The following is a 17,266-nucleotide window of genomic DNA, read 5'->3' as shown; positions in this document are numbered from 1 at the left end:
GGTTCCATGGCCACCCCGCCCGCAGCCCGCACGTTCCTCCAAGCCCTCCTCGACGAAGGCGTCACCGTCGTCGAGGTCGGCGACTGGGAGGACCACAACCGCAACCACAAGGGCCCTTGGGGCCCCGTCCACGGTGTGATGATCCACCACACCGTCACCTCCGGGTCCAAGCGCACCGTGGAGATATGCCGCGACGGCCACTCCAGTCTCCCCGGCCCCCTGTGCCATGGCGTCATCACCAAGGACGGCCGCGTCCACCTCGTCGGCTACGGTCGTACAAACCACGCTGGCCTCGGTGACCCGGACGTCCTGCGCGCCGTCATCGACGAGAAGACGCTGCCCGCCGACGACGAGGCCACCGTCGACGGGAACAGACACTTCTACGGCTTCGAGTGCGAGAACCTCGGCGACGGCCAGGACCCGTGGCCCGCCGCTCAGCTCGACGCCATCGAGCGCGTCGCGGCCGCGCTCTGCCGTCACCACGGCTGGGACTCCGGTTCGGTGATTGGCCACCTCAACTGGCAGCCCGGCAAGGTAGACCCGCGCGGCTTCACCATGGAATCCATGCGGGCCCGGGTCGACACCCGCCTCGGCAAGGTCACCCCCAAGCCCCCGGTCACCCTGCCGACCCCGGTCAAGCCGGTCGTGGACCTGTCCAAGCTGGTCGCCGCCGCCCGTTCCAACCCGGCCGCCAAGGGCACCCCCGTCACCTACAGCGGCGTGAAGACCGTCGAGGCGGCCCTGGTCGACGAAGGCCTGCTCGGCAAGCTGCTCTCCGACGGCCACTACGGCACCAGCACCGTCAAGGCGTACGCGGCCTGGCAGCGCTCGAAGGCCGGCGGCTCCTACACCGGCTCCGACGCCGACGGCATCCCCGGCCGTACGTCCCTCGAGCGCCTCGGCAAGAAGCACGGCTTCACCGTCGTCTCCTGACCACCCCACCCACCTTCACCCCTCCACACGGAAGGACCGCCCATGTTCGGCATCGCGCTCGGCAGGGAACCCGCCCTCGTCCTCGGCCTCATCGCCGCCGGAGTCAAGCTCATCGGCTACGAGTTCGACGTCTCCGACGGCGTCCAGACCGGCATCAACGCCGTCGCCGCCGGCGTCGTCGCCCTCATCATCGCGTTCGTCGCGAAGAACGGCGCCTGGGGCGCCGCCATCCTCCAGACCGCCCAGGCCGTCATGGCGCTGTTCGTCGGCCTCGGCCTGAACTGGGACGCCGACCGCCAGGCCCTGTGGATGGCCGCCATCGCCGCCGGTCTCGCCGTCGTCGAGCGGTTCATGGTCACCCCGCCCCTCGCCACCACCCGGCTCGAGGAGTCCAGCGTCGTCAAGTCGGTCCCGGCCTGAACGCCCAGGCCCCGTTAACCCCCCACTACGGAGCACGACATGGCCGATGAGCCGTCTCTGGGAGAGCTGGGGCGACTCATCCAGGCCCTTCGCGGCGATGTCCGCGACGACTACGCGCAGATCAACAGCCGCCTGGACAGGCTGGTGTCGATCGACGTGTATGCCGTCGAAAAGGCGGCCCTGCTGAAGGATCTGTCCGACCTGGAGAAGACGGTGCAGCAACTGTCTACCAAGCACAACGACGACATGCGTGCTGTACAGGACCAGCGCGTCCAGGATGCAGACCGGATCACCCAGACCCGGCGCTGGCTGGTCGGAGCAGTCATCTCCCTGCTCGGAATCCTCGTCCCCGTGATCCTCTTCATGGCAGGAGGCAAGACGTGACCCCCCCGAAGCCTGGCAGCCGGGTGGAAACACGTAAGCGGCGCCGCCGCGACAACCTAACCGCCGCCGCAGCGATCATCCTTGCCTCCGGCGCACTGGCGGCTGTCGTCACCGGCTTCCTGCTCATGTCCAGGGCGTTGGAGAGCGCACACCGCGACGTCGCCCTGCTCACCCAGCAAGTCGAGAACATGGGAGGAACCCCGGTCGCCGGCCCCAGCGGGGAGCCAGGGGAAGCCGGGCTGATCGGACCGTCCGGACCAGTGGGCCCATCAGGGGCCGCAGGTAAACCGGGCAAGGACGCCCCGACCATCACTCCCAGCCCAGGCGCCACTGGACCAGTCGGCCCGGCAGGCGCGCCAGGAGCAGACTCCACGGCGCCCGGCCCAACCGGGCCTGCTGGCCAGGACGGAGCAAGCGGGGCGCCCGGCAAAGACGGCACGGACGGCAAAGACGCCGCGCCTCCGGCCCAGCAGACCTTCCACGACCAGGACGGCAACACCTACCGGTGCACCCTGACTGACGCCTCCGACCCGGACAACCCCGAGTACGACTGCACTCAGACCACCACGGCCAGCCCGGAGCCCTCGCCCACCCCGCCCCAGGAACCCAGCCCCACCGACACATCGCCATCCGGGCTACTCCCGCTCAACTTGCTGGATCGACGTCGTTCCTGAGGGCGGCCTGTAACTGCTCCTCCGGCCTATCCGGTGATCTGGCCGGTGAACTCGGGGAACTCTAGATCGAAGTTGTCGCTGGCCCGCTGCACGATGACCACGACCTTCCGGCCGTACTTCGTCTCCAGCATGTTGTCGTCGGTCTTCGTCGCCGATACACCCGGAGCGAGGCGGCCCTCGAGCGGCTCCGACCCCTTCTCGAAGGTGGTGGTGGCCGCCTGCCCGCCGTTGGTCGCCCCCTCGATGATCAGCGACAGCTCGTCCAGCGCGACCGGCGCGGCGCCGGTGTTCTCCAGCTTCAGCGTCACCCGGAAGTCCCGCTCCCCGGGCCTCGCCGACTCCAGCAGCTCCGTGTCGTAGTCGGTGAACACCTTCGCGCCGACCACGGTCACCTTCAGCCCGTCCGGCCACGTGTACGACTCCCCGAACCGCAGCCCCGTCGCCTGCTCCTCGGAGCCGTCCCCGCCCGTGCCGGCCGACTCGCCCGAGCAGTGCTCCATCCAGTCGGCCTGACTCAGATCCTCATCGGAGCAGTCGACGGCCTTCTCCTTGGACGGCTTCGTGGCAGCCGACCGGCTCGCCTCCGCCTGCTGGCCTCCGCTGTCCCCGTCCCCGCTGCAGGCCGCCGTGAGCGAGGCAAGCAGAACAACGGCGGCCGCTCGTCTGGCAGTTCGTACGCGCATGATTCCCCCAGCTCGGATATGACTGCTCACGGTAGGTGCCCGAGTTGCCGGAGGAGACCGTCGTGACGAGCCCGTGACCCGCCCGTCCGCGCTCGCGCGTACGTACGATGACGGCATGACGACGCCCCCGCCCGCACCTCCTACCCCCACGTGTCCTCCCGCCTACGTCGGGCCGTGCGCCAGGTGCGGGCGTCCCACGCACAAGTACGGGCTCGGCGGCTGCCCTCTGTGCGTGGTCTGCCACGCCCCCGTGCTCGCCCAGCAGGCTAGGAAGACCGGGGCGTGACGAGCCCGCGACCCGCCCGTCTGCACCAGTCGTGATTCGGGCGAACGTGGCCGCTTCACCGGACGCGGTATGACCGGCGTCGCTACGGTGGGCGGGTGACTGAGCAACGAGGCCCCAAGCGTGATGGCGAACTGACCGACGAGCAGGCTGCGCTGCTCCTGCAGTCCTTCACCGAGACCATCACCGAGGCCGGGGAGATCGCGGCGATGCTGTCGAAGTACGTCGCAGCGGGCGGCCGGGACTGGGAAACGTACGAACGGCTGCTGGACCACTGGTCCCGCCAGGGCCTGAAAATGGTTCAAGCCGGCCGTGGAGCTCTCCGCCCCGAACTGGCCCGGCTGTCGGTCAAGCAGGTCGAGCAAGCCGCCGGGATCACCAGCCGCGAGGGCGGGATGCGCGAGCACCTGCACCAGAGGGTGGCCGCCGCAGTGCTGTCCACGGTCTGGTTCGCAGGCGAGCACCATCTGATCGAGCCCGAGGACTGGCCGGAGGATCTGCCCGACGTCGTCCTGAGCGCCGTACGGCAGGCCCCGGGCATCAACAACGACGCCATGATGCGTAATCTTCGCGATCCCGGCAGAGGGCCCCGAGCTTAGGATCGTTTCTGGCGAAGAATCGAACTCCCTCGAACTACTAGGGATCTACCAGTTGGTCCCGGACTGGTAGATCGTCGCGGGGATGACGGTGCTCTGGTTCCCGATAAGCTCACATGCCACTGGCGATCGGGGATGCGATGCGGGAATGCATGACGGAAGGTGTGGAGTTCTCGGCGGACGAGGTGCAGCGCCTGGAGCAACTGCCCAACGCCGCACACGAGGTCAAGTCACCTCTGGACTGCGAACTCGAGGCCGGCCACGCCGGGCTGCACGTCGGTCTCGCCCAGTCTGAAGACCGAGGGACAGACGGCATCACGAACTGGTGGCTCCGCTGGTCGGACCAGTCACGCGAGTGGACGCACGAACCGACGTGCTACACCGAGAATCACGACGCCTCCGAACTCTGCCTCCTACCTGCCGGTCACGAGGGCGCCCACAGCTGGTCCTGAAGCCAAGGGGGTTCCTCGGTGTACGCGAGTCCCGACGACGAAGCCACCGCACACCTGCTCGTGGTGGCCGCCTTCCACGAGGCCGCCGCCAAGGCCGACGAGCACGACGACGTCTCCATCGGCGAGTTCTCCCGGGCTGTCCTCCGCCGCTTCGACGAGTTCGGTGACCTCCAGGGCCGCCTGTACGACGTGGTCCGCGGCTACGCCCAGAGGAACGCGTCCCTCGAGGATCAGGCCGCGCTGGACCGGTGGATCGCGGAGAAGACCGGTCCCTGACCTGCCGCGCCGGGGCAACTGACCGCCTGGCTCCAGATAATGTTCCATCAGCCGAGGGACCGCGGGGAGGGCCCATGGAAGGCAGCGCCGACGACGAGGCAACCGGCCGACTACTCACGGCCGCTGCTCTGCACAATGCGGCTGCGCACGCCGAAACCATCCAGGACCCGAACCTGGCCAGCGCCGCGCAGACGATGCTGGAAGCCTGGGACGAGGACGGCAAGGTGGAAGGCATCATGCAGCTGGTCGTCATGAAGTACGCCATGGACCATGGCACTGACGACGATGTGGCCGCGCTGCACCGCTGGTTCGCCGCCACCGCTGGCTGAAGACACTGCCCGGCAGGGGATCGCCCTGGGGGACGCGCATAACGTGTGTTATGCAGAAGCGCTAGGGTGATCCACATGGCCGTCACCGCAGAGCACATCAACCGCATCGCCGACTTCGTAGACGCACGCATCGACGAGCAGTTCAGCGGAGAACACCACACACGCCACTTCGACAAGGACCCCGTGGCACGATCGCTGCGCGCACTGAGTCGCGTCGTGGGCGATATCCGATCCCGACGTACGCTCGCCGACCGCGGCGAACCGGAACTGGCCACCGCCATCGGCCTCGTCCTGACCTTCGCCTGGAGCGAACTCGCCACCATCGCCAAGGAGTGGAAGGACCACCCGGACTACCTGCCCGAGTTCGCCCTGTTCGCCTACGACGTGGGCACCGATCGAGCGGGCACCTGATGACCCAGCACACCATCACCCCCAGACCCACCGCCGAACTCGACCGCCCGGGCGCCGCTCAGGACGCCCTGTTCTGGCTCCGCGACGTCCTCGGCACCGTTGCCCCCCGCGACCCGGTCAACCGGCGCCTCGGCGAACGCCGCCACCGGCTCGAGCTCCTCGCCGAATGCCTTGACCGCGACACCTTCCTCCTCGTCACCTCCTGGCTCGGTTCCGAAGCGGTCCCCGCGGTGAAGTCCAAGCAGGCGTACGCCGATGACCTCCGCCTCTGGGCCGCCGTGGCACGGGAGTTGGGCGGGCACGAGCGACTGTTCGTCGGCGCCATCACCCCCGGCATCATCGAGACCTGGACCAAAACCCAGAAGGCCGCCGGCCGCGCGCCGCGCACCATCAACCGACGGCTGTCCGTCCTCACCGCCCTCACCGAGTACGCGGCCTGGAAGACCAAGCAGCCCATCGCCTCCCCGGTCACCAAGCACGACCGGCCCAAGGTCGACCCGCGTGACGAGACCACCGCCACGCCGATCCTCGAAGTCCCCGAGTTCCAGGCCGTCGTCAACGCCGCCGCCACCGCCCGCGAGGCCCTGGTCCCCGTCCTCCTCTACACGCTCGCCGGCCGCGTCTCCGAAGCCGTCACCGCCCAGCTGCACCACCTGAAAGAGGCTGGCGGGCAGCGCACCCTGGACCTGCGCCGCAAGGGCGGCAAGGGACGCGTCTGGCCGCTCCCGGAACGACTGTGCAGCCTCATCGACGTGGCTATCGAAGGACGCACCGGCGGCCCGCTGCTCCTGGACGACCACGACCGGCCCATGGACCGCCACGCCATCGACCGGCTCCTCACCCGCCTCGGCCGCCACGCCGGCGTCCTCCCGGGCCGCGACCTCACCCCGCACGTGCTGCGCGCCTCCAAGCTCACTCACATGCACGACGCGAACGTCCACCCGGACGAGATCCAGAAGTACGCCGACCACGCCGCGATCGAGACCACCCTGCGCTACATCCGCCGCCGCGACGACGCCGCGCTGAAGGCCCGGCACGCCGCGTCCGCCGTCGCCGTGTACGACCACTTGGTCGACAGGTTTCTGCTCACTGGCTAACGCCCGTCCGACCCTTCAGACGCCTCCGCTTGCCGCTGGCGCCGCTGCGCGCGCAGGCCGGTGCCCGGCTTCTTCTGCTCCTCCCAGTCCGGCTCCGGGCCGGGGTCCTTCGTCGCGATCTTGGTCACCTTCAGCCCGGCGTTCCGGCCCCGGGTGTGCTGGCTCGTATCGCACGTCAGCAGCCGTACCTCGCGGCCGGCCAGGCCCTGGATGGCCACCGTCCGGTCGATGATCTCTACGTCGGGGCGGTCCAGGCGCACGTGGCCGGGCGGGTCGAGGACGATCTCCACGTTGACCCTGCCGCGGGTCTCGCCGTCGGCGACAGTGTGCACTCCCTCGTGCAGGATCCCGTGGGTGCCGCCGTCGAGGACTTCGTCGAGGCGTCCGAGGGTGTGGGCGGCGCGCCAGCGGGCCCGGTTCTTGCTGGCGTCCTTGAGGTCGTCCAGTTCGTCGACCACCACGATCGGGAACAGCAGGCGCACGTACTGCCAGCGCGGAACGCCGAGGATCTCGTGCAGGTCGGCGTCGGCCAGCTTGACGGCGTTCTGGATGTAGAAGCTGGAGTCGGCGACGACGAACTTCTCCTGCTGCTGGCTCCACCGGCCGATCTGGGTGTCCAGCGCGGCGACTGCCGCCTCGAGGGCCTCGATGCGTTCGGCCACCTCCAGTTGCACCAGACCGTTCACGAGGCGCTCCTGAGCCGAGCCGGCGAGCGTGCCGCAGCTGCCCAGCAGGGCCCGGTAGCGATCGGTGAACACCAGCTGGCCGAGGTCCCGGTCGCTGATCTGGGAGCGCAGCATCCGCGCGGACTCCGTGGCCCATTCCAGATACGTCAGCAGCCCCTGAAAGGCGCTGTCGTACGGCCGCTGCAGGTTCAGGGCCGTGGTGTGGACGCCGCTGAGTACCTGGCGGATGTTCTTACGGTCTGCGCCGGGGCGCGGTGTGATGAGCATGCGGTGATCCTGGCAGCGCAGATGCGTTCTTCACACCGGTTTTCACCGGTTGTCGGGGGCGGGTTCGTCCCAGAGGCCGGTGTGGGCGACGGTGTCGGCGGTGACCGGGGGGTGGCGGTCGGCGAGGAGGGGGTGGGTGGCGGCGATGTTGCGGATGAGCATGTTGGGGTAGCGGGAGACGATCGGTTTGCCGCCCTCGCCGATGATGAGGGTGTGGACGCCGGGCCGGGGGCGGAGCTTCTCCCGCAGGGGGAGGTAGGCCTTCACCGCGGCGCCGGTGAGCGGGTCGAGGGTGAACTTCTTGCCGACGTTCTCGAAGTCGTCGGGCGCCCGGACTTCGAAGCTCATGTCGGGCTGTTCGTAGAGGTGGCGCATGTCGACGCGGGTGACCTCGGCGGGGCGCAGGCGCTCGAGGAGGAGGTAGGCGATGAGGCGGTCGCGCAGGTAGTTGCGGGCCTGTTCGGGGCCCCAGGAGCCGACGGCGGTGAGGAACACGGCCCGCTCACGGGCGGTGAGCTTCTGCGGCTGGTCGGGCACACGGTCGACGCCGGAGCGCAGGACCCCGAGGTCGGGGGCGAGGCGGATCGCCCCGCGCTGCGCGGCGGCCAGGTAGTACTGGGTGAGCGCGGTGATACGGCGGTCGTGGGAGGCCGCGGCCTCGGGGCTGGTCTCGGCGAGGTAGGCGAGGGCGTCGGGTCCGTTGAAGGGCCGGCCGTCGAGGTGGGGGGCGAGGTAGCGGTCCTCGGCCCAGCGGGCGACGTGCTCGGGCCCGATCGTGTAGGGATCGGTGCCGGTGGTCTCGCACCAGGTGAGCCAGGAGACGATTTCCTGGCGGTAGGCGGCCCGGGTGGAGGGGCGCAGTGCGCTCGAGGCGAGCCAGTCATCGAGCAGGGTGCGAGGGTCCATGGACCTTTATGGTGCCCGTTCCGCACAAGAGATCAAGTTTTAACGAACCTTCGGATCTCCCTCCAACTGCCTGGTCGTGGTGCGGGGCGGTGTGGAAGGGTGCGGGTCTTGCGCGCGACCCGGCCCTTGGTGGGGAGGGGCCGAAGGTTCGTAAAAACCCTGGTGGGAGGGGAAAAGCGGGGTCTCCCCCTCCCATCGATACGCCCGGCGGAGCGCGTGGAACACAACCTACGGCCGCGCGGGCAAGACGTTCCCCTGGCACGCTTTCAGCTCACGGCCGCGTGTCCCGGGGGCGGAACCCGTCGACGCCGGCCGCCACCGGATCGGGCGCCGGGGCGATGTACTCGGCGACCGCCCGACGGCACCAGGCGGTCTCGGCGGGCGCGCGGATGGCCTCTACCTCACTGTCCAGCTGCTCGCCTGCGATGTGCTCTGGGTCGGCAGGCAGGAGGTGACGATCCATGAGGTCGTCCAGGGCGTGACGGACCGCCGTACGCTCCGGGCCCTCGGGCAGGGCACGGCGAGCGGTGTGCAGGGCGCGGGAGATGACGGCCTGTCCGACGTCCAGGACGTGGCGGTACTCCTCGCCGCCCTCGGCCAGGCGGGCGACGGCCTGATCCCGGGTGAGACCACCTCGGTCGGCGAGGGCGGACACGATGGCATCCTCCCGGGCCCGGCGCATGCCATCGATCCGCTTCGTGCGCTCCTGATAGGTGGGCTCCGGGTACCGAGAGCGCAGCTCGCGGCCCTCCTGCGTCCAGTCGTGCATGTCCCGGTCGGGGTGGCGCGGCCCCCACGACTCCGCCCACTCGTACGGTCCGCCGGCCCCGATGCCGAGAACGGCCGCGATGTTCGAGGTCTGCCAGTCGGTCCACACCAACGTGCGCCAGTCGGTGCCGGTCCACACGACCAGCGACGAGTTCGGCGGATTGTCCTTCCGCTGGTACCAGGCGGGCTCGGGGATCTCGGACCTGTCCGGGGAGGCAGGCCGCGGGCCCGGAGCGGTGGTGGGGCGCGGGCGCTCGGGGGCGTCCGGCGCCGGGAGGTAGGTGTCCACGGTGAGGGAGACGACGCCGTTGTCGGTCCCGTGCTCCACCACGTCGGCACGGGAGTAGTTGCCCCGGTGCGCGGTGTACGCGCGGGCGATCTGGCGGGCGTCGTCCCGGCTGGCGCACCAGCCGACGGTCTGCCAGTCCGAGGTGCCGCCGCCGTAGTCCTCGCCCAGCACCTTCCCCTTCCCGTCCCCCAGGTCGAGCCAGACCGCGACCTGCCAGCGCAGCCCCGGCGCTGGCGAGAACCTCTGTGGCGGGTCCACGATCCGGCCGGGCGAATCCACCGGCCAGCCGGTGTGAGCCCAGATCCACCGGCCCTCGTGCAGCCACGCCCACTCGGGCATCGCCACCACGGTCACGGTCCCGTCGGCCGCACGCACCGGCACCGGCACGCGGGGCCCGCGGTCGGCCTGGGTGTATCCGGAGCGGCTCGGCCCGTACTGGGTCTCGCGCAGTAGGTAGCCGTCGACGCAGGCATGGACCGACGCCCACCGCCGCCACTGCGGGCGGATGCCGTTGCCCTCGGCCCGCGCCCGCGCCTGGACGACCTCCGGGTCGGTGGGCTCGGCGATGCGTACCGGCAGCGGGGCGCCCTCGGCCACGAGTGCCCGGAGGCAGTCGACGACGATGCGCTCGTCCTCGGGCAGCGCCTGGTCGTCGAAGAGGTCGATGTGGGGCGGGAGGCGGTGGCCACCCGCTTCGCGGAGGGCGGCGGTGTACTTGGCGCCGGACCGGACTGCGGCACGGGCCCGCTTCGCGGCGGTGGGCTGCTTCTTCGGCATGACGTCTCCCAGCCGGACAGGACCCACGCTCCTCCGGCCGTACGTCAGGGGCCACGGAAGAAGAACGAACAGCGCATCAGGGGGAACCCGTGATCAGCTACGCGGGCCCCTGGAGACCTTGGCCGCCCCCGTCTCGGGGCTGCCCGCAGCGTGGGCGCGGGCTGAGCGGCGACCGGCAGTACGCGGCTGGCCGGGTGGTACACCACCACCGTAGCCCAGCAGAGTGACACCCGGTCAGAGTCCGGGGAGCGTGTCCTGGTCGACGTCGTGCTCGCGGCCGGGGCCGGTGCGGGGTTCGGGGTCGCACTCGGGGCCGTAGCCGCGCATCCGGGAGACCGGGTCGGTCAGTTCACGCCCGCATCCCAGGCCCCGGCACCAGCGGCGCCGGCGCGAGCCGGGCGGCGGGTCGAGGAGCGATTCCTGACGGTCGGCCATGTGGCGGATTCTCCCAGGTCGTGAAGACCGGTAGCGGCGTGACGAGTTGATTCGCTACGCTGCGCGTGCGCGATCAGTATGTAAAGGCCACCAACCCCGGTGCGGGGTGGTGGCCTTCGTTGTATCCCCTTTCGTCAGGCGGCGAGGTCGGTCTGGGCCTGGGTGAGCTTCACCCGGGGGCGGTAGTCGGCGTCGTCCTGGTCGCGGGCCAGCTCGTAGAAGAACAGGGCGTCCGCGTCGTCGGCCGGGGCGGGGGCGGGGCGCTCGTAGACGGTGGGCTCGGGGCGGGTGAGGACGAACGCCATGCGGTGGACGGTGTACTCGCTGATGCTCTCGAGGTTGAAGCCGCGCTCGGCGTCGGTGGGGTCCTCGAAGTAGGCGAGGCGGCACATGGCGTGGACGCGGATGCCGCCGTTCTTGGTGGTGCTGATCTCGAACGGCTCGATCGTGCGGATCTTCGTGGTGCCGTCGCGGTCGGTGTAGGTGATGGTGACGGCGTGCTGGCGGTCGATGGCGCGGTAGAGGTCGGCGAGGGTCCGGGTGGTGGTCTGGGTGGCGGTGCGCTTCATGGTGTTCCCCCCGCTGCTCTGTGGTGTTGCCACCACCATACCCATACTCCATTGCGCACGCAAGAAAGAATGGAGTACTGTCTGCGTTGTGAGGCCGGAACTGACCGGTCCCGCAGCGGATAACGCCATACCCCATGGCAGCCGTACGAAGAATTGGAGGACACTGGCGTGGTCAACGCCCCCACGCGACCGCCCGCACGTCCCGACGGCGGCCGGCGCCCGCCGAAAGGACCATCCGTGGCCCGCAGCCCCCGCCTGACCCCCGAAGTGATCCGTGCCCGCCTCACCGTTGCCGCCGACCGGCTCGCCGAGCGCGGCGACGCCGACCTCGCCGAGGCCGTTCGTGCGGTCATGGAGCCGCGGGGCTGGCAGCTGCTGAAGCCGCCCGCCACCACCACCGGCAACCGCAACCTCGGCCTGTGGATGGACAAGGCGGCCAAGGAACGCATCGAGCAGGCGGCGAAGGAGGCGGGCGAGTCCCTCGCCGAGGTCGTCAACGACGGCTACCGCAAGTTCCTCGCCGGCGAGTTCGTTCCCGCCCCGCTGGCTCGGGCCCCCCGCGGGGGTGCGCCGACCAAGGAGAACCTGAACGTCCGCCCGGACAACACGCTGCGCGAGGACGTCGAGAAGGCCGCCGCCGCGAAGTCGGAGGAACTCGGCTACCAGGTCAGCGCCTCCCGCGTCGCGATGGCCTACCTGTTCTCCGAGTACGGCGAAGAGGACCTCCTCCTCCAGGAGCACTAGCACGCCGGGTGCGGGACGTCGGCCGGACGCCGACACCGGACGAGCGGCCCGCACCCCACCGCACAACCCCATACGGAAAGAGACCTCATGGCCACCGCCACCGAGGCCCCCGCCAGCCACCCGGCGGAGGGCCAGACCTCGCACACCCAAAACCAGGCCGACGGACTCGCCAAGCTGCGCGCCGACTTCCCAACCGAGCAGATCCAGCACCTTCCCCGCCTGAAGTGCGGGGCCTGCCGCGACTCCAAGACCGGGATCTGCGCGAACCCCCGACACGCCAAGTCGGAGTGCAAGGAGTGCGGGAACTACATCAGCGCCTGGCACCTCCACCTGGACTACGTCGGGCACGCCGAGCTGACCAACCGGCTCCTGGACGCCGACCCGCTCTGGGACTGGGAGCCCGTCGCGTTCGACCAGCGGGGCCTGCCCGCCTTCGACGACAACGGCGGCCTGTGGATCCGACTTACGGTCTGCGGGCACACCCGGCTCGGGTACGGCGACGCACAGGGAAAACGCGGCCCGAACGCCGTGAAGGAGGCGATCGGGGACGCGCTGAGGAACGCGGCCATGCGGTTCGGAGCGGCCCTGGACCTGTGGGCGAAGTCCGACCTGCGGGAGGCCCAGGCCGAGCACCCGAAGTCCGCCGAGGACGAGGGACGGCCCGCGTACGCCGAGGGAGAGCGTCCGGCCAGTCAGCAGAACTGGGAGGACCCGCTGCCGCGCCTGATGGCACAGATCGCCAACTGCTGGGACAACCAGATCGCGCTCCTGCAGATCCGCATCGACGGCAAGCAGAAGGGCGTCTCGGACCGCGACGTGCAGGGCCCGCCCCCGGAGCACGCGGCAACGACGTTCGACACGTTGCTGGAGGGCCGCATCGAGGAACTCAAGCAGGCCGCCCAGGGCGGCACCACAGAAGGGAGTGCCGCCTGATGGCCCGCCCGTCCAAGAAGCTGCCCCGCACGGCCACGCACAGGCCGGCCACCAGACGCCGCCGGTTCCGCCACGACGAGTACACCGCCGTCGACCTGTTCACCGGCTTCGGCGGCTTCACCCTCGCGGCCGAGATCGCCGGGTTCACCGCGATCTCGGCCGCCAACCACAACCGCTACAAGGTCGAGGTCCACGAGGCGAACCATCCCACCGTCGAGCACTGGATCGCCGACCTGGTCGACCCCGAGGCGTCCGACTACCACTCGGCCCGGGACCTCCCCGCCGCTGACCTGCTGCTCGCGGGCGTGAGCTGCGTCAACCACTCGCAGGCGAACACGATCAAGGCCTACGAGCAGGGCGTGGGTCTGTTCGACCTGGAAGACCCCGACTACGAGGCGCGGGTGACGCGCTCCGAACGGGACCGGGCCACCGCGAACTGTGTCCTGCACTACGCCGCCCAGCACCACCCACAGCTCATCCTCGTGGAGTGCACCACCGAGCTGACATCGTGGGGGCCCGCGCTGCCGAACCGTCCGAAGGTCGGGGACGGCACCACCTTTCAGTGGTGGCTCAAGCAGTTCGGCGACCTCAAGTACAAGCACAAGGTGCTGTACCTGAACTCGATGTTCTTCGGCGTACCCCAGTCCAGGGACAGGCTGTTCATCGCGTTCTGGGACGAGTCCCTCCCCGATCCCGACCTCGACCACAGGCCGGTGTCGCGCTGCCACTCCTGCGACCGGGACGTGGAGGCGGTGTGGTCGTGGCGTACCGGGGTCCCGGCGTCCGGGACAGTGCGCTACGGCAAGCAGTACAACTACCGGTGCCCCAGCTGCCGCCGCGAGGTCATCCCGCCGATGACACCGTCGCTGGCCGCGCTCGACCTGAGCGACCTTGGGGTCCGTATCGGTGACAAGCCGATCAAGAAGCAGAGGGACGGCAGCATAGGCCCGTTGGCGGCGGCGACGCTGGCGCGTGCGGAGCGCTGCCGCCAACGGTTCGCCGGCTTTCCTGCAGTCCTCATGCCGGCGAAGGCCGTGCACGGCACGGAGAAGCACCTGTGGCAGCCGATGGCGACGCAGACCAGTCAACAGGAGACGTCCATCCTGTCGACCGGGCCCGTCATCCAGCCACTGTGGGATCAGGACGCCGCGCGTCCGGTCGCAATCGCGGTGGACAACTACCAGGGCGGCCCCCGCGGTGTCGGCGAGCCCCTTCCTACGCAGGTGGGCTCGGAGACGCTCGCCGTGGTGTCCTCTGGCATCGTCCCGTTCCGCAAGAACACCGTCCCCACCGTGCACAGCGAAGCAATGCCGACGTTCACCGCCGAGCAGATCCCGGGACTGCTCACGGCCGCCGGAACGATCAACCACAGTCAGCTCGAGGCCCAACTCGCGGCCGAATGGCGGGCCACCCTCTCGGAGATGACGCTCGAGGACTGCTACTTCCGGATGATGCGGGAGTACGAGATCGGCCGCGGCTGCGGCTTCGACGTCAACTTCCCCAACTACAAGGGCAAGTTCATCGTCTGGGGCAGCGCCCGCAACCAGGTCGACGGATTCGGCAACGCCGTCTCCCCGCAGGTCGGCGCCTGGATCGGCTCCCGACTGCGGGCCATCATCCACAGCCCCCAGGACTGCGGCACGAGGTCGGACCTCGAGGTAGCCGCGTGACTGCCGACGCCTACCTCGTCATCCGCTGCGACGCGGCAGACGAATCCGAGTCCGACGGACGCTGTGGCGCCGAGGCCCACTGGCCCGTCCGGTTCGAGCCGCACACCCACCGCGAACTCCGCCGCCTGCTGAAGACGGAGCGCGGGTGGCGACGGACCCGCAAGGGCGGCGACCTCTGCCCAGACCACGCCACCACCTGACCCTCGCAACCCCGACGACACGTCGCCCCACCGACGCGCGCGCAGGGACCGGTCCGCCGGCCTCTCGCGCGCGTGTCTTTTCCCCTGCTCCGGAAGGACTGTTCATGCCGCCCAGCCGCGCCAGCATCGCGTTCAACCTGCTCCTGATCATCCTGTGTGCCGCGTCGGCCGTTGGCTGCGTGGTGCGCGGCGACTGGTGGTGGGCGGCGGTTGCCGCTGGCTGTGTGGGCTTCCTTGTCTGGGAGCTGCTCGGGGATCTGGCGGAGCGCCAGTACTACCGGCCGCAGTGACCGCGCCCACGTCCGTCCATGCCTCTCTCTGATCGAAGGGTTCGTCATGTCTCAAGGCGATGTTCTGCGTCTGCTCATTCCCGCTGTGCTGGTGCTCTCCGGGCTCGGCGTCGTGGTGTGCACGTGGTGGGAGCGGCGTCACCCCAGCCCCTTCCAGCCGGACGGGGACGGCGACGGGGGTGGTGGGGCGGGTGAGTGAGTTCGGCTCGCTGATCTGTCCCTGACTCGCCGCCTGGCCCCGCCCGCCCGCTGTTGGCTTCTTGTTCTGCCTTCCGGAGGTGAAGGTCGTGAATGTTCCTGTGGCCGTGGCCCTCGCCGCCGGCCTTGTCTGCGCGGCTGCCGTGTATCGGCAGCGTGCGCTTCAGCGGACGCTCGCTCGTGAGCGTGCCGCGTCCCGGCTGACGGCCGGATGCCTGCACCGCGACATGGCGGCGTTCCGTGAGCGCGTCGGGGTGCTGATGGCCCAGCAGGGCGCCGCGCATGGGGCGCTGGCGGAGGCCGATCTGGTGCTTGATGCGGCGCTCGCCGCCCACCGCTCCCGCCCTGGCGGGGACTTCGATGATCTGGAAGGGGGTCCGGCATGACCGGTACCGATTCGCAGGGCGCCTATGAGGCGTGGACCGAGCATCCGTTCTTCCGGTACCGGGGGTGTGCCCCGGACCCTGACAATCCGCGCCAGGCGGCGGGGGACCTGAGCCTGTCACTGGATGCGTGGCACGGGCCGGACGTGGACGGCGGTGAGGGCGGGAAGGTGCGGCGGGCCCGGGAGGAGGCTGCGAAGCGGGTGTGCCGGGAGTGCCCGGTGAGGGAGTGGTGCGACGCGTACGCGTCCAGTGTGGTCGGGAAGGGCGAGACGGCACGGCTGGCGGAGCCTCGGGGCGTGTGGGGCGGCCGTACAGCGCTGGAGCGGCACCGCCGGTTCATCGAGCACCGGCACGAGGTCGCGGCGGCGGCCCCGACCGAGCACCTGCGGACCGAGCAGAAGCATGACGTGCTCTTGGCGTTGGCTGTGCACGTGGATCCGTGGGCGGTGGCGCGGGCGGCCGGCGTGGATTGGCGTACGGCGAACTGGCAGCGCTCCCGCCTGGTGACCCAGTTCAGTCTGGACAAGACGCGGGCGACCCGACGGGAGTTGCTGGCTGCGGCGGTGGAGCGGGGCCTGATTGAGGAGGCGGTGGTCGTCGACGATGACGGAACCGTGCCCGCGGTGGCTCCCGCACCGCCCCGCGTGCGCGGCCGGGCCGCCGCGAAGAGCCACACCGTCCGTGCCCGCTCCGCATCGTGGGGCTGGGCCAGTCAGATGTCTCTGGACGATGCCCTCGAGCCCTCCCCGCCCATCCCCGCGATCCTTCCCCTGTACCCGTCTGCTGTCCGCCTGGAGGCCGCCGCGTGAACCAGCCCAACACCCCCGCATCCGCCTCGCTCTGGGGTACGCCGGGCCCGGACCCGGTGGACACCGCCGGAACGGTCGAGGCTCCCGAGGCGGAGCGGACCGTGCGGGCGGACCTGGTGCTCGCCGGGCGGCACGTGTCGACGGCGCAGTTCCTCGCCGGGCTGATGGCGGCGGCCGAGCTGGACGCGGTGGGCCGCGCGGACCGACTGCCTCGGGACCTGTTCCCGGACGCCGATCCGGCGCTGGTTCAGGAGGTGTGGGAGAAGGCGTGCGCGGTGGCGTGGCGTGCGGCCGGCCAGTACTTCGCGGCCCGGCACGACCCGGCCGTCCTGGCCGCAGTCCAGAAGGAGTTCGAGGGCGCCGGCTTCCACGCGATGGCCGGAACGGTGGGCCGCTCGTTGACGGTGCTGGAACGGGCGGCCCAAGCGCACCCGGCGGATGGTCAGGCGGAGCGGGAGCACTGAGGTCGTGTGACAAACGTACGAGAGACACGAGTTGGGAGGCGTGGGACAGATGACGAGGTCAAGGGATAGGCTGCGCCTAGCGTCAGACGTCCACTCAGTTGCGAGAGCGGGCGGAGGGCGCGGGCCGGAAAAGTTGGAAGGCCCCGCTGCCACCCCTGAGGGCGGCTGTCCTGGTGCTGGTAACACCGGACGCGGGACCTTGCGACACCACAGTCGTTGCGACGCGAATGAAGGTGCCGACATGGCAGAGAGTACCCGTCCTCCCGGGCGATCAGACAGGCAAACCCCAGCCACCGCCGTGAAGATCACACCGGCGATCCAGCGGGGCCCTGTCACC

General features: G+C 70.2%; 24 protein-coding genes. 18 read left to right on the top strand and 6 right to left on the bottom strand.

The features are described 5' to 3' along the window. The first annotated feature begins 6 nt into the window (after nt 1-6). Genes OG858_RS47710 through OG858_RS47700 form a run of 3 tightly spaced genes read left to right on the top strand, consistent with a single transcriptional unit; the run spans nt 7 to nt 1,737 of the window. Complete coding sequence (locus OG858_RS47710) at nt 7-933, top strand: N-acetylmuramoyl-L-alanine amidase (protein ID WP_328545449.1); 927 nt, start codon at nt 7-9, stop codon at nt 931-933. A gap of 42 nt (nt 934-975) precedes the next feature. Next, nucleotides 976-1,353, top strand: coding sequence for a hypothetical protein (locus tag OG858_RS47705; protein ID WP_328545448.1), 378 nt, complete (start codon nt 976-978; stop codon nt 1,351-1,353). A gap of 39 nt (nt 1,354-1,392) precedes the next feature. Continuing rightward, a complete protein-coding gene (locus OG858_RS47700) occupies nt 1,393-1,737 on the top strand; it encodes a hypothetical protein (RefSeq protein WP_328545447.1) in 345 nt (114 codons plus the stop codon). A 700-nt stretch (nt 1,738-2,437) separates the two neighbouring features. On the opposite strand, the gene OG858_RS47695 is transcribed toward OG858_RS47700, so the two are convergent. Continuing rightward, nucleotides 2,438-3,094 (bottom strand): hypothetical protein, encoded by a 657-nt coding sequence (locus OG858_RS47695; RefSeq protein WP_328545446.1) that lies wholly within the window; start codon nt 3,092-3,094, stop codon nt 2,438-2,440. Between the two features lie 381 nt (nt 3,095-3,475). On the opposite strand from OG858_RS47695, the gene OG858_RS47690 reads away from it, so the two are divergent. The 6 genes from OG858_RS47690 to OG858_RS47665 all read left to right on the top strand — a co-directional run bounded on the left by OG858_RS47690 (nt 3,476) and on the right by OG858_RS47665 (nt 6,538). Then, on the top strand, nt 3,476-3,976 hold the full coding sequence (locus OG858_RS47690; RefSeq protein WP_328545445.1) for a hypothetical protein: 501 nt from the start codon (nt 3,476-3,478) through the stop codon (nt 3,974-3,976). A gap of 149 nt (nt 3,977-4,125) precedes the next feature. Further along, nucleotides 4,126-4,425, top strand: coding sequence for a hypothetical protein (locus OG858_RS47685; protein WP_328545444.1), 300 nt, complete (start codon nt 4,126-4,128; stop codon nt 4,423-4,425). 18 nt (nt 4,426-4,443) lie between these two features. After that, on the top strand, nt 4,444-4,701 hold the full coding sequence (locus tag OG858_RS47680) for a hypothetical protein (protein WP_328545443.1): 258 nt from the start codon (nt 4,444-4,446) through the stop codon (nt 4,699-4,701). 74 nt (nt 4,702-4,775) lie between these two features. Next, on the top strand, nt 4,776-5,030 hold the full coding sequence (locus OG858_RS47675) for a hypothetical protein (protein ID WP_328545442.1): 255 nt from the start codon (nt 4,776-4,778) through the stop codon (nt 5,028-5,030). A gap of 75 nt (nt 5,031-5,105) precedes the next feature. Beyond that, complete coding sequence (locus OG858_RS47670; protein WP_328545441.1) at nt 5,106-5,441, top strand: hypothetical protein; 336 nt, start codon at nt 5,106-5,108, stop codon at nt 5,439-5,441. Continuing rightward, nucleotides 5,441-6,538, top strand: coding sequence for a tyrosine-type recombinase/integrase (locus OG858_RS47665; RefSeq protein WP_328545440.1), 1,098 nt, complete (start codon nt 5,441-5,443; stop codon nt 6,536-6,538). The genes OG858_RS47670 and OG858_RS47665 overlap by 1 nt, the downstream gene beginning before the upstream one ends. Here OG858_RS47665 and OG858_RS47660 read toward each other — a convergent pair. The 5 genes from OG858_RS47660 to OG858_RS47640 form a co-directional block, all read right to left on the bottom strand. Beyond that, the gene (locus tag OG858_RS47660; protein ID WP_328545439.1) at nt 6,535-7,491 is read right to left on the bottom strand and encodes a PIN domain-containing protein; all 957 of its coding nucleotides are present in this window, start codon (nt 7,489-7,491) and stop codon (nt 6,535-6,537) included. The two genes, OG858_RS47665 and OG858_RS47660, sit on opposite strands and share 4 nt — an antisense overlap. A 42-nt stretch (nt 7,492-7,533) precedes the next feature. Continuing rightward, nucleotides 7,534-8,397: a hypothetical protein gene (locus tag OG858_RS47655; RefSeq protein WP_328545438.1), complete on the bottom strand. Its 864-nt coding sequence runs from the start codon at nt 8,395-8,397 to the stop codon at nt 7,534-7,536. Between the two features lie 271 nt (nt 8,398-8,668). Further along, on the bottom strand, nt 8,669-10,231 hold the full coding sequence (locus tag OG858_RS47650) for a hypothetical protein (RefSeq protein ID WP_328545437.1): 1,563 nt from the start codon (nt 10,229-10,231) through the stop codon (nt 8,669-8,671). A gap of 234 nt (nt 10,232-10,465) precedes the next feature. Then, nucleotides 10,466-10,666, bottom strand: a complete 201-nt coding sequence (locus tag OG858_RS47645; protein ID WP_328545436.1) for a DUF6011 domain-containing protein — start codon at nt 10,664-10,666, stop codon at nt 10,466-10,468. 134 nt (nt 10,667-10,800) lie between these two features. Further along, complete coding sequence (locus tag OG858_RS47640) at nt 10,801-11,235, bottom strand: WYL domain-containing protein (protein WP_328545435.1); 435 nt, start codon at nt 11,233-11,235, stop codon at nt 10,801-10,803. 237 nt (nt 11,236-11,472) lie between these two features. Between OG858_RS47640 and OG858_RS47635 the strand changes: the two genes are divergently transcribed. From OG858_RS47635 to OG858_RS47595, 9 genes are all read left to right on the top strand, one after another. Further along, complete coding sequence (locus OG858_RS47635) at nt 11,473-11,979, top strand: hypothetical protein (protein WP_328545434.1); 507 nt, start codon at nt 11,473-11,475, stop codon at nt 11,977-11,979. 87 nt (nt 11,980-12,066) lie between these two features. Further along, complete coding sequence (locus OG858_RS47630) at nt 12,067-12,912, top strand: hypothetical protein (RefSeq protein ID WP_328545433.1); 846 nt, start codon at nt 12,067-12,069, stop codon at nt 12,910-12,912. Beyond that, nucleotides 12,912-14,582: a DNA cytosine methyltransferase gene (locus OG858_RS47625; protein WP_328545432.1), complete on the top strand. Its 1,671-nt coding sequence runs from the start codon at nt 12,912-12,914 to the stop codon at nt 14,580-14,582. The genes OG858_RS47630 and OG858_RS47625 overlap by 1 nt, the downstream gene beginning before the upstream one ends. Next, complete coding sequence (locus OG858_RS47620; RefSeq protein ID WP_328545431.1) at nt 14,579-14,782, top strand: hypothetical protein; 204 nt, start codon at nt 14,579-14,581, stop codon at nt 14,780-14,782. Before OG858_RS47625 ends, OG858_RS47620 begins: the two co-directional genes overlap by 4 nt. A gap of 104 nt (nt 14,783-14,886) precedes the next feature. Next, entirely contained in the window at nt 14,887-15,072 is a 186-nt protein-coding gene (locus tag OG858_RS47615) for a hypothetical protein (RefSeq protein ID WP_328545430.1), read from the top strand. 46 nt (nt 15,073-15,118) lie between these two features. After that, the gene (locus OG858_RS47610) at nt 15,119-15,271 is read left to right on the top strand and encodes a hypothetical protein (RefSeq protein ID WP_328545429.1); all 153 of its coding nucleotides are present in this window, start codon (nt 15,119-15,121) and stop codon (nt 15,269-15,271) included. 88 nt (nt 15,272-15,359) lie between these two features. Continuing rightward, the gene (locus tag OG858_RS47605; protein ID WP_328545428.1) at nt 15,360-15,656 is read left to right on the top strand and encodes a hypothetical protein; all 297 of its coding nucleotides are present in this window, start codon (nt 15,360-15,362) and stop codon (nt 15,654-15,656) included. Beyond that, nucleotides 15,653-16,465 (top strand): WhiB family transcriptional regulator, encoded by an 813-nt coding sequence (locus tag OG858_RS47600; RefSeq protein WP_328545427.1) that lies wholly within the window; start codon nt 15,653-15,655, stop codon nt 16,463-16,465. The genes OG858_RS47605 and OG858_RS47600 overlap by 4 nt, the downstream gene beginning before the upstream one ends. After that, nucleotides 16,462-16,929 (top strand): hypothetical protein, encoded by a 468-nt coding sequence (locus tag OG858_RS47595; RefSeq protein ID WP_328545426.1) that lies wholly within the window; start codon nt 16,462-16,464, stop codon nt 16,927-16,929. The genes OG858_RS47600 and OG858_RS47595 overlap by 4 nt, the downstream gene beginning before the upstream one ends. Nucleotides 16,930-17,266 lie beyond the last annotated feature (337 nt).

The organism is Streptomyces europaeiscabiei (assembly GCF_036346855.1).
GTDB classification, from domain to species: domain Bacteria; phylum Actinomycetota; class Actinomycetes; order Streptomycetales; family Streptomycetaceae; genus Streptomyces; species Streptomyces europaeiscabiei.
This window is presented reverse-complemented; position numbering and strand designations above follow the sequence as displayed.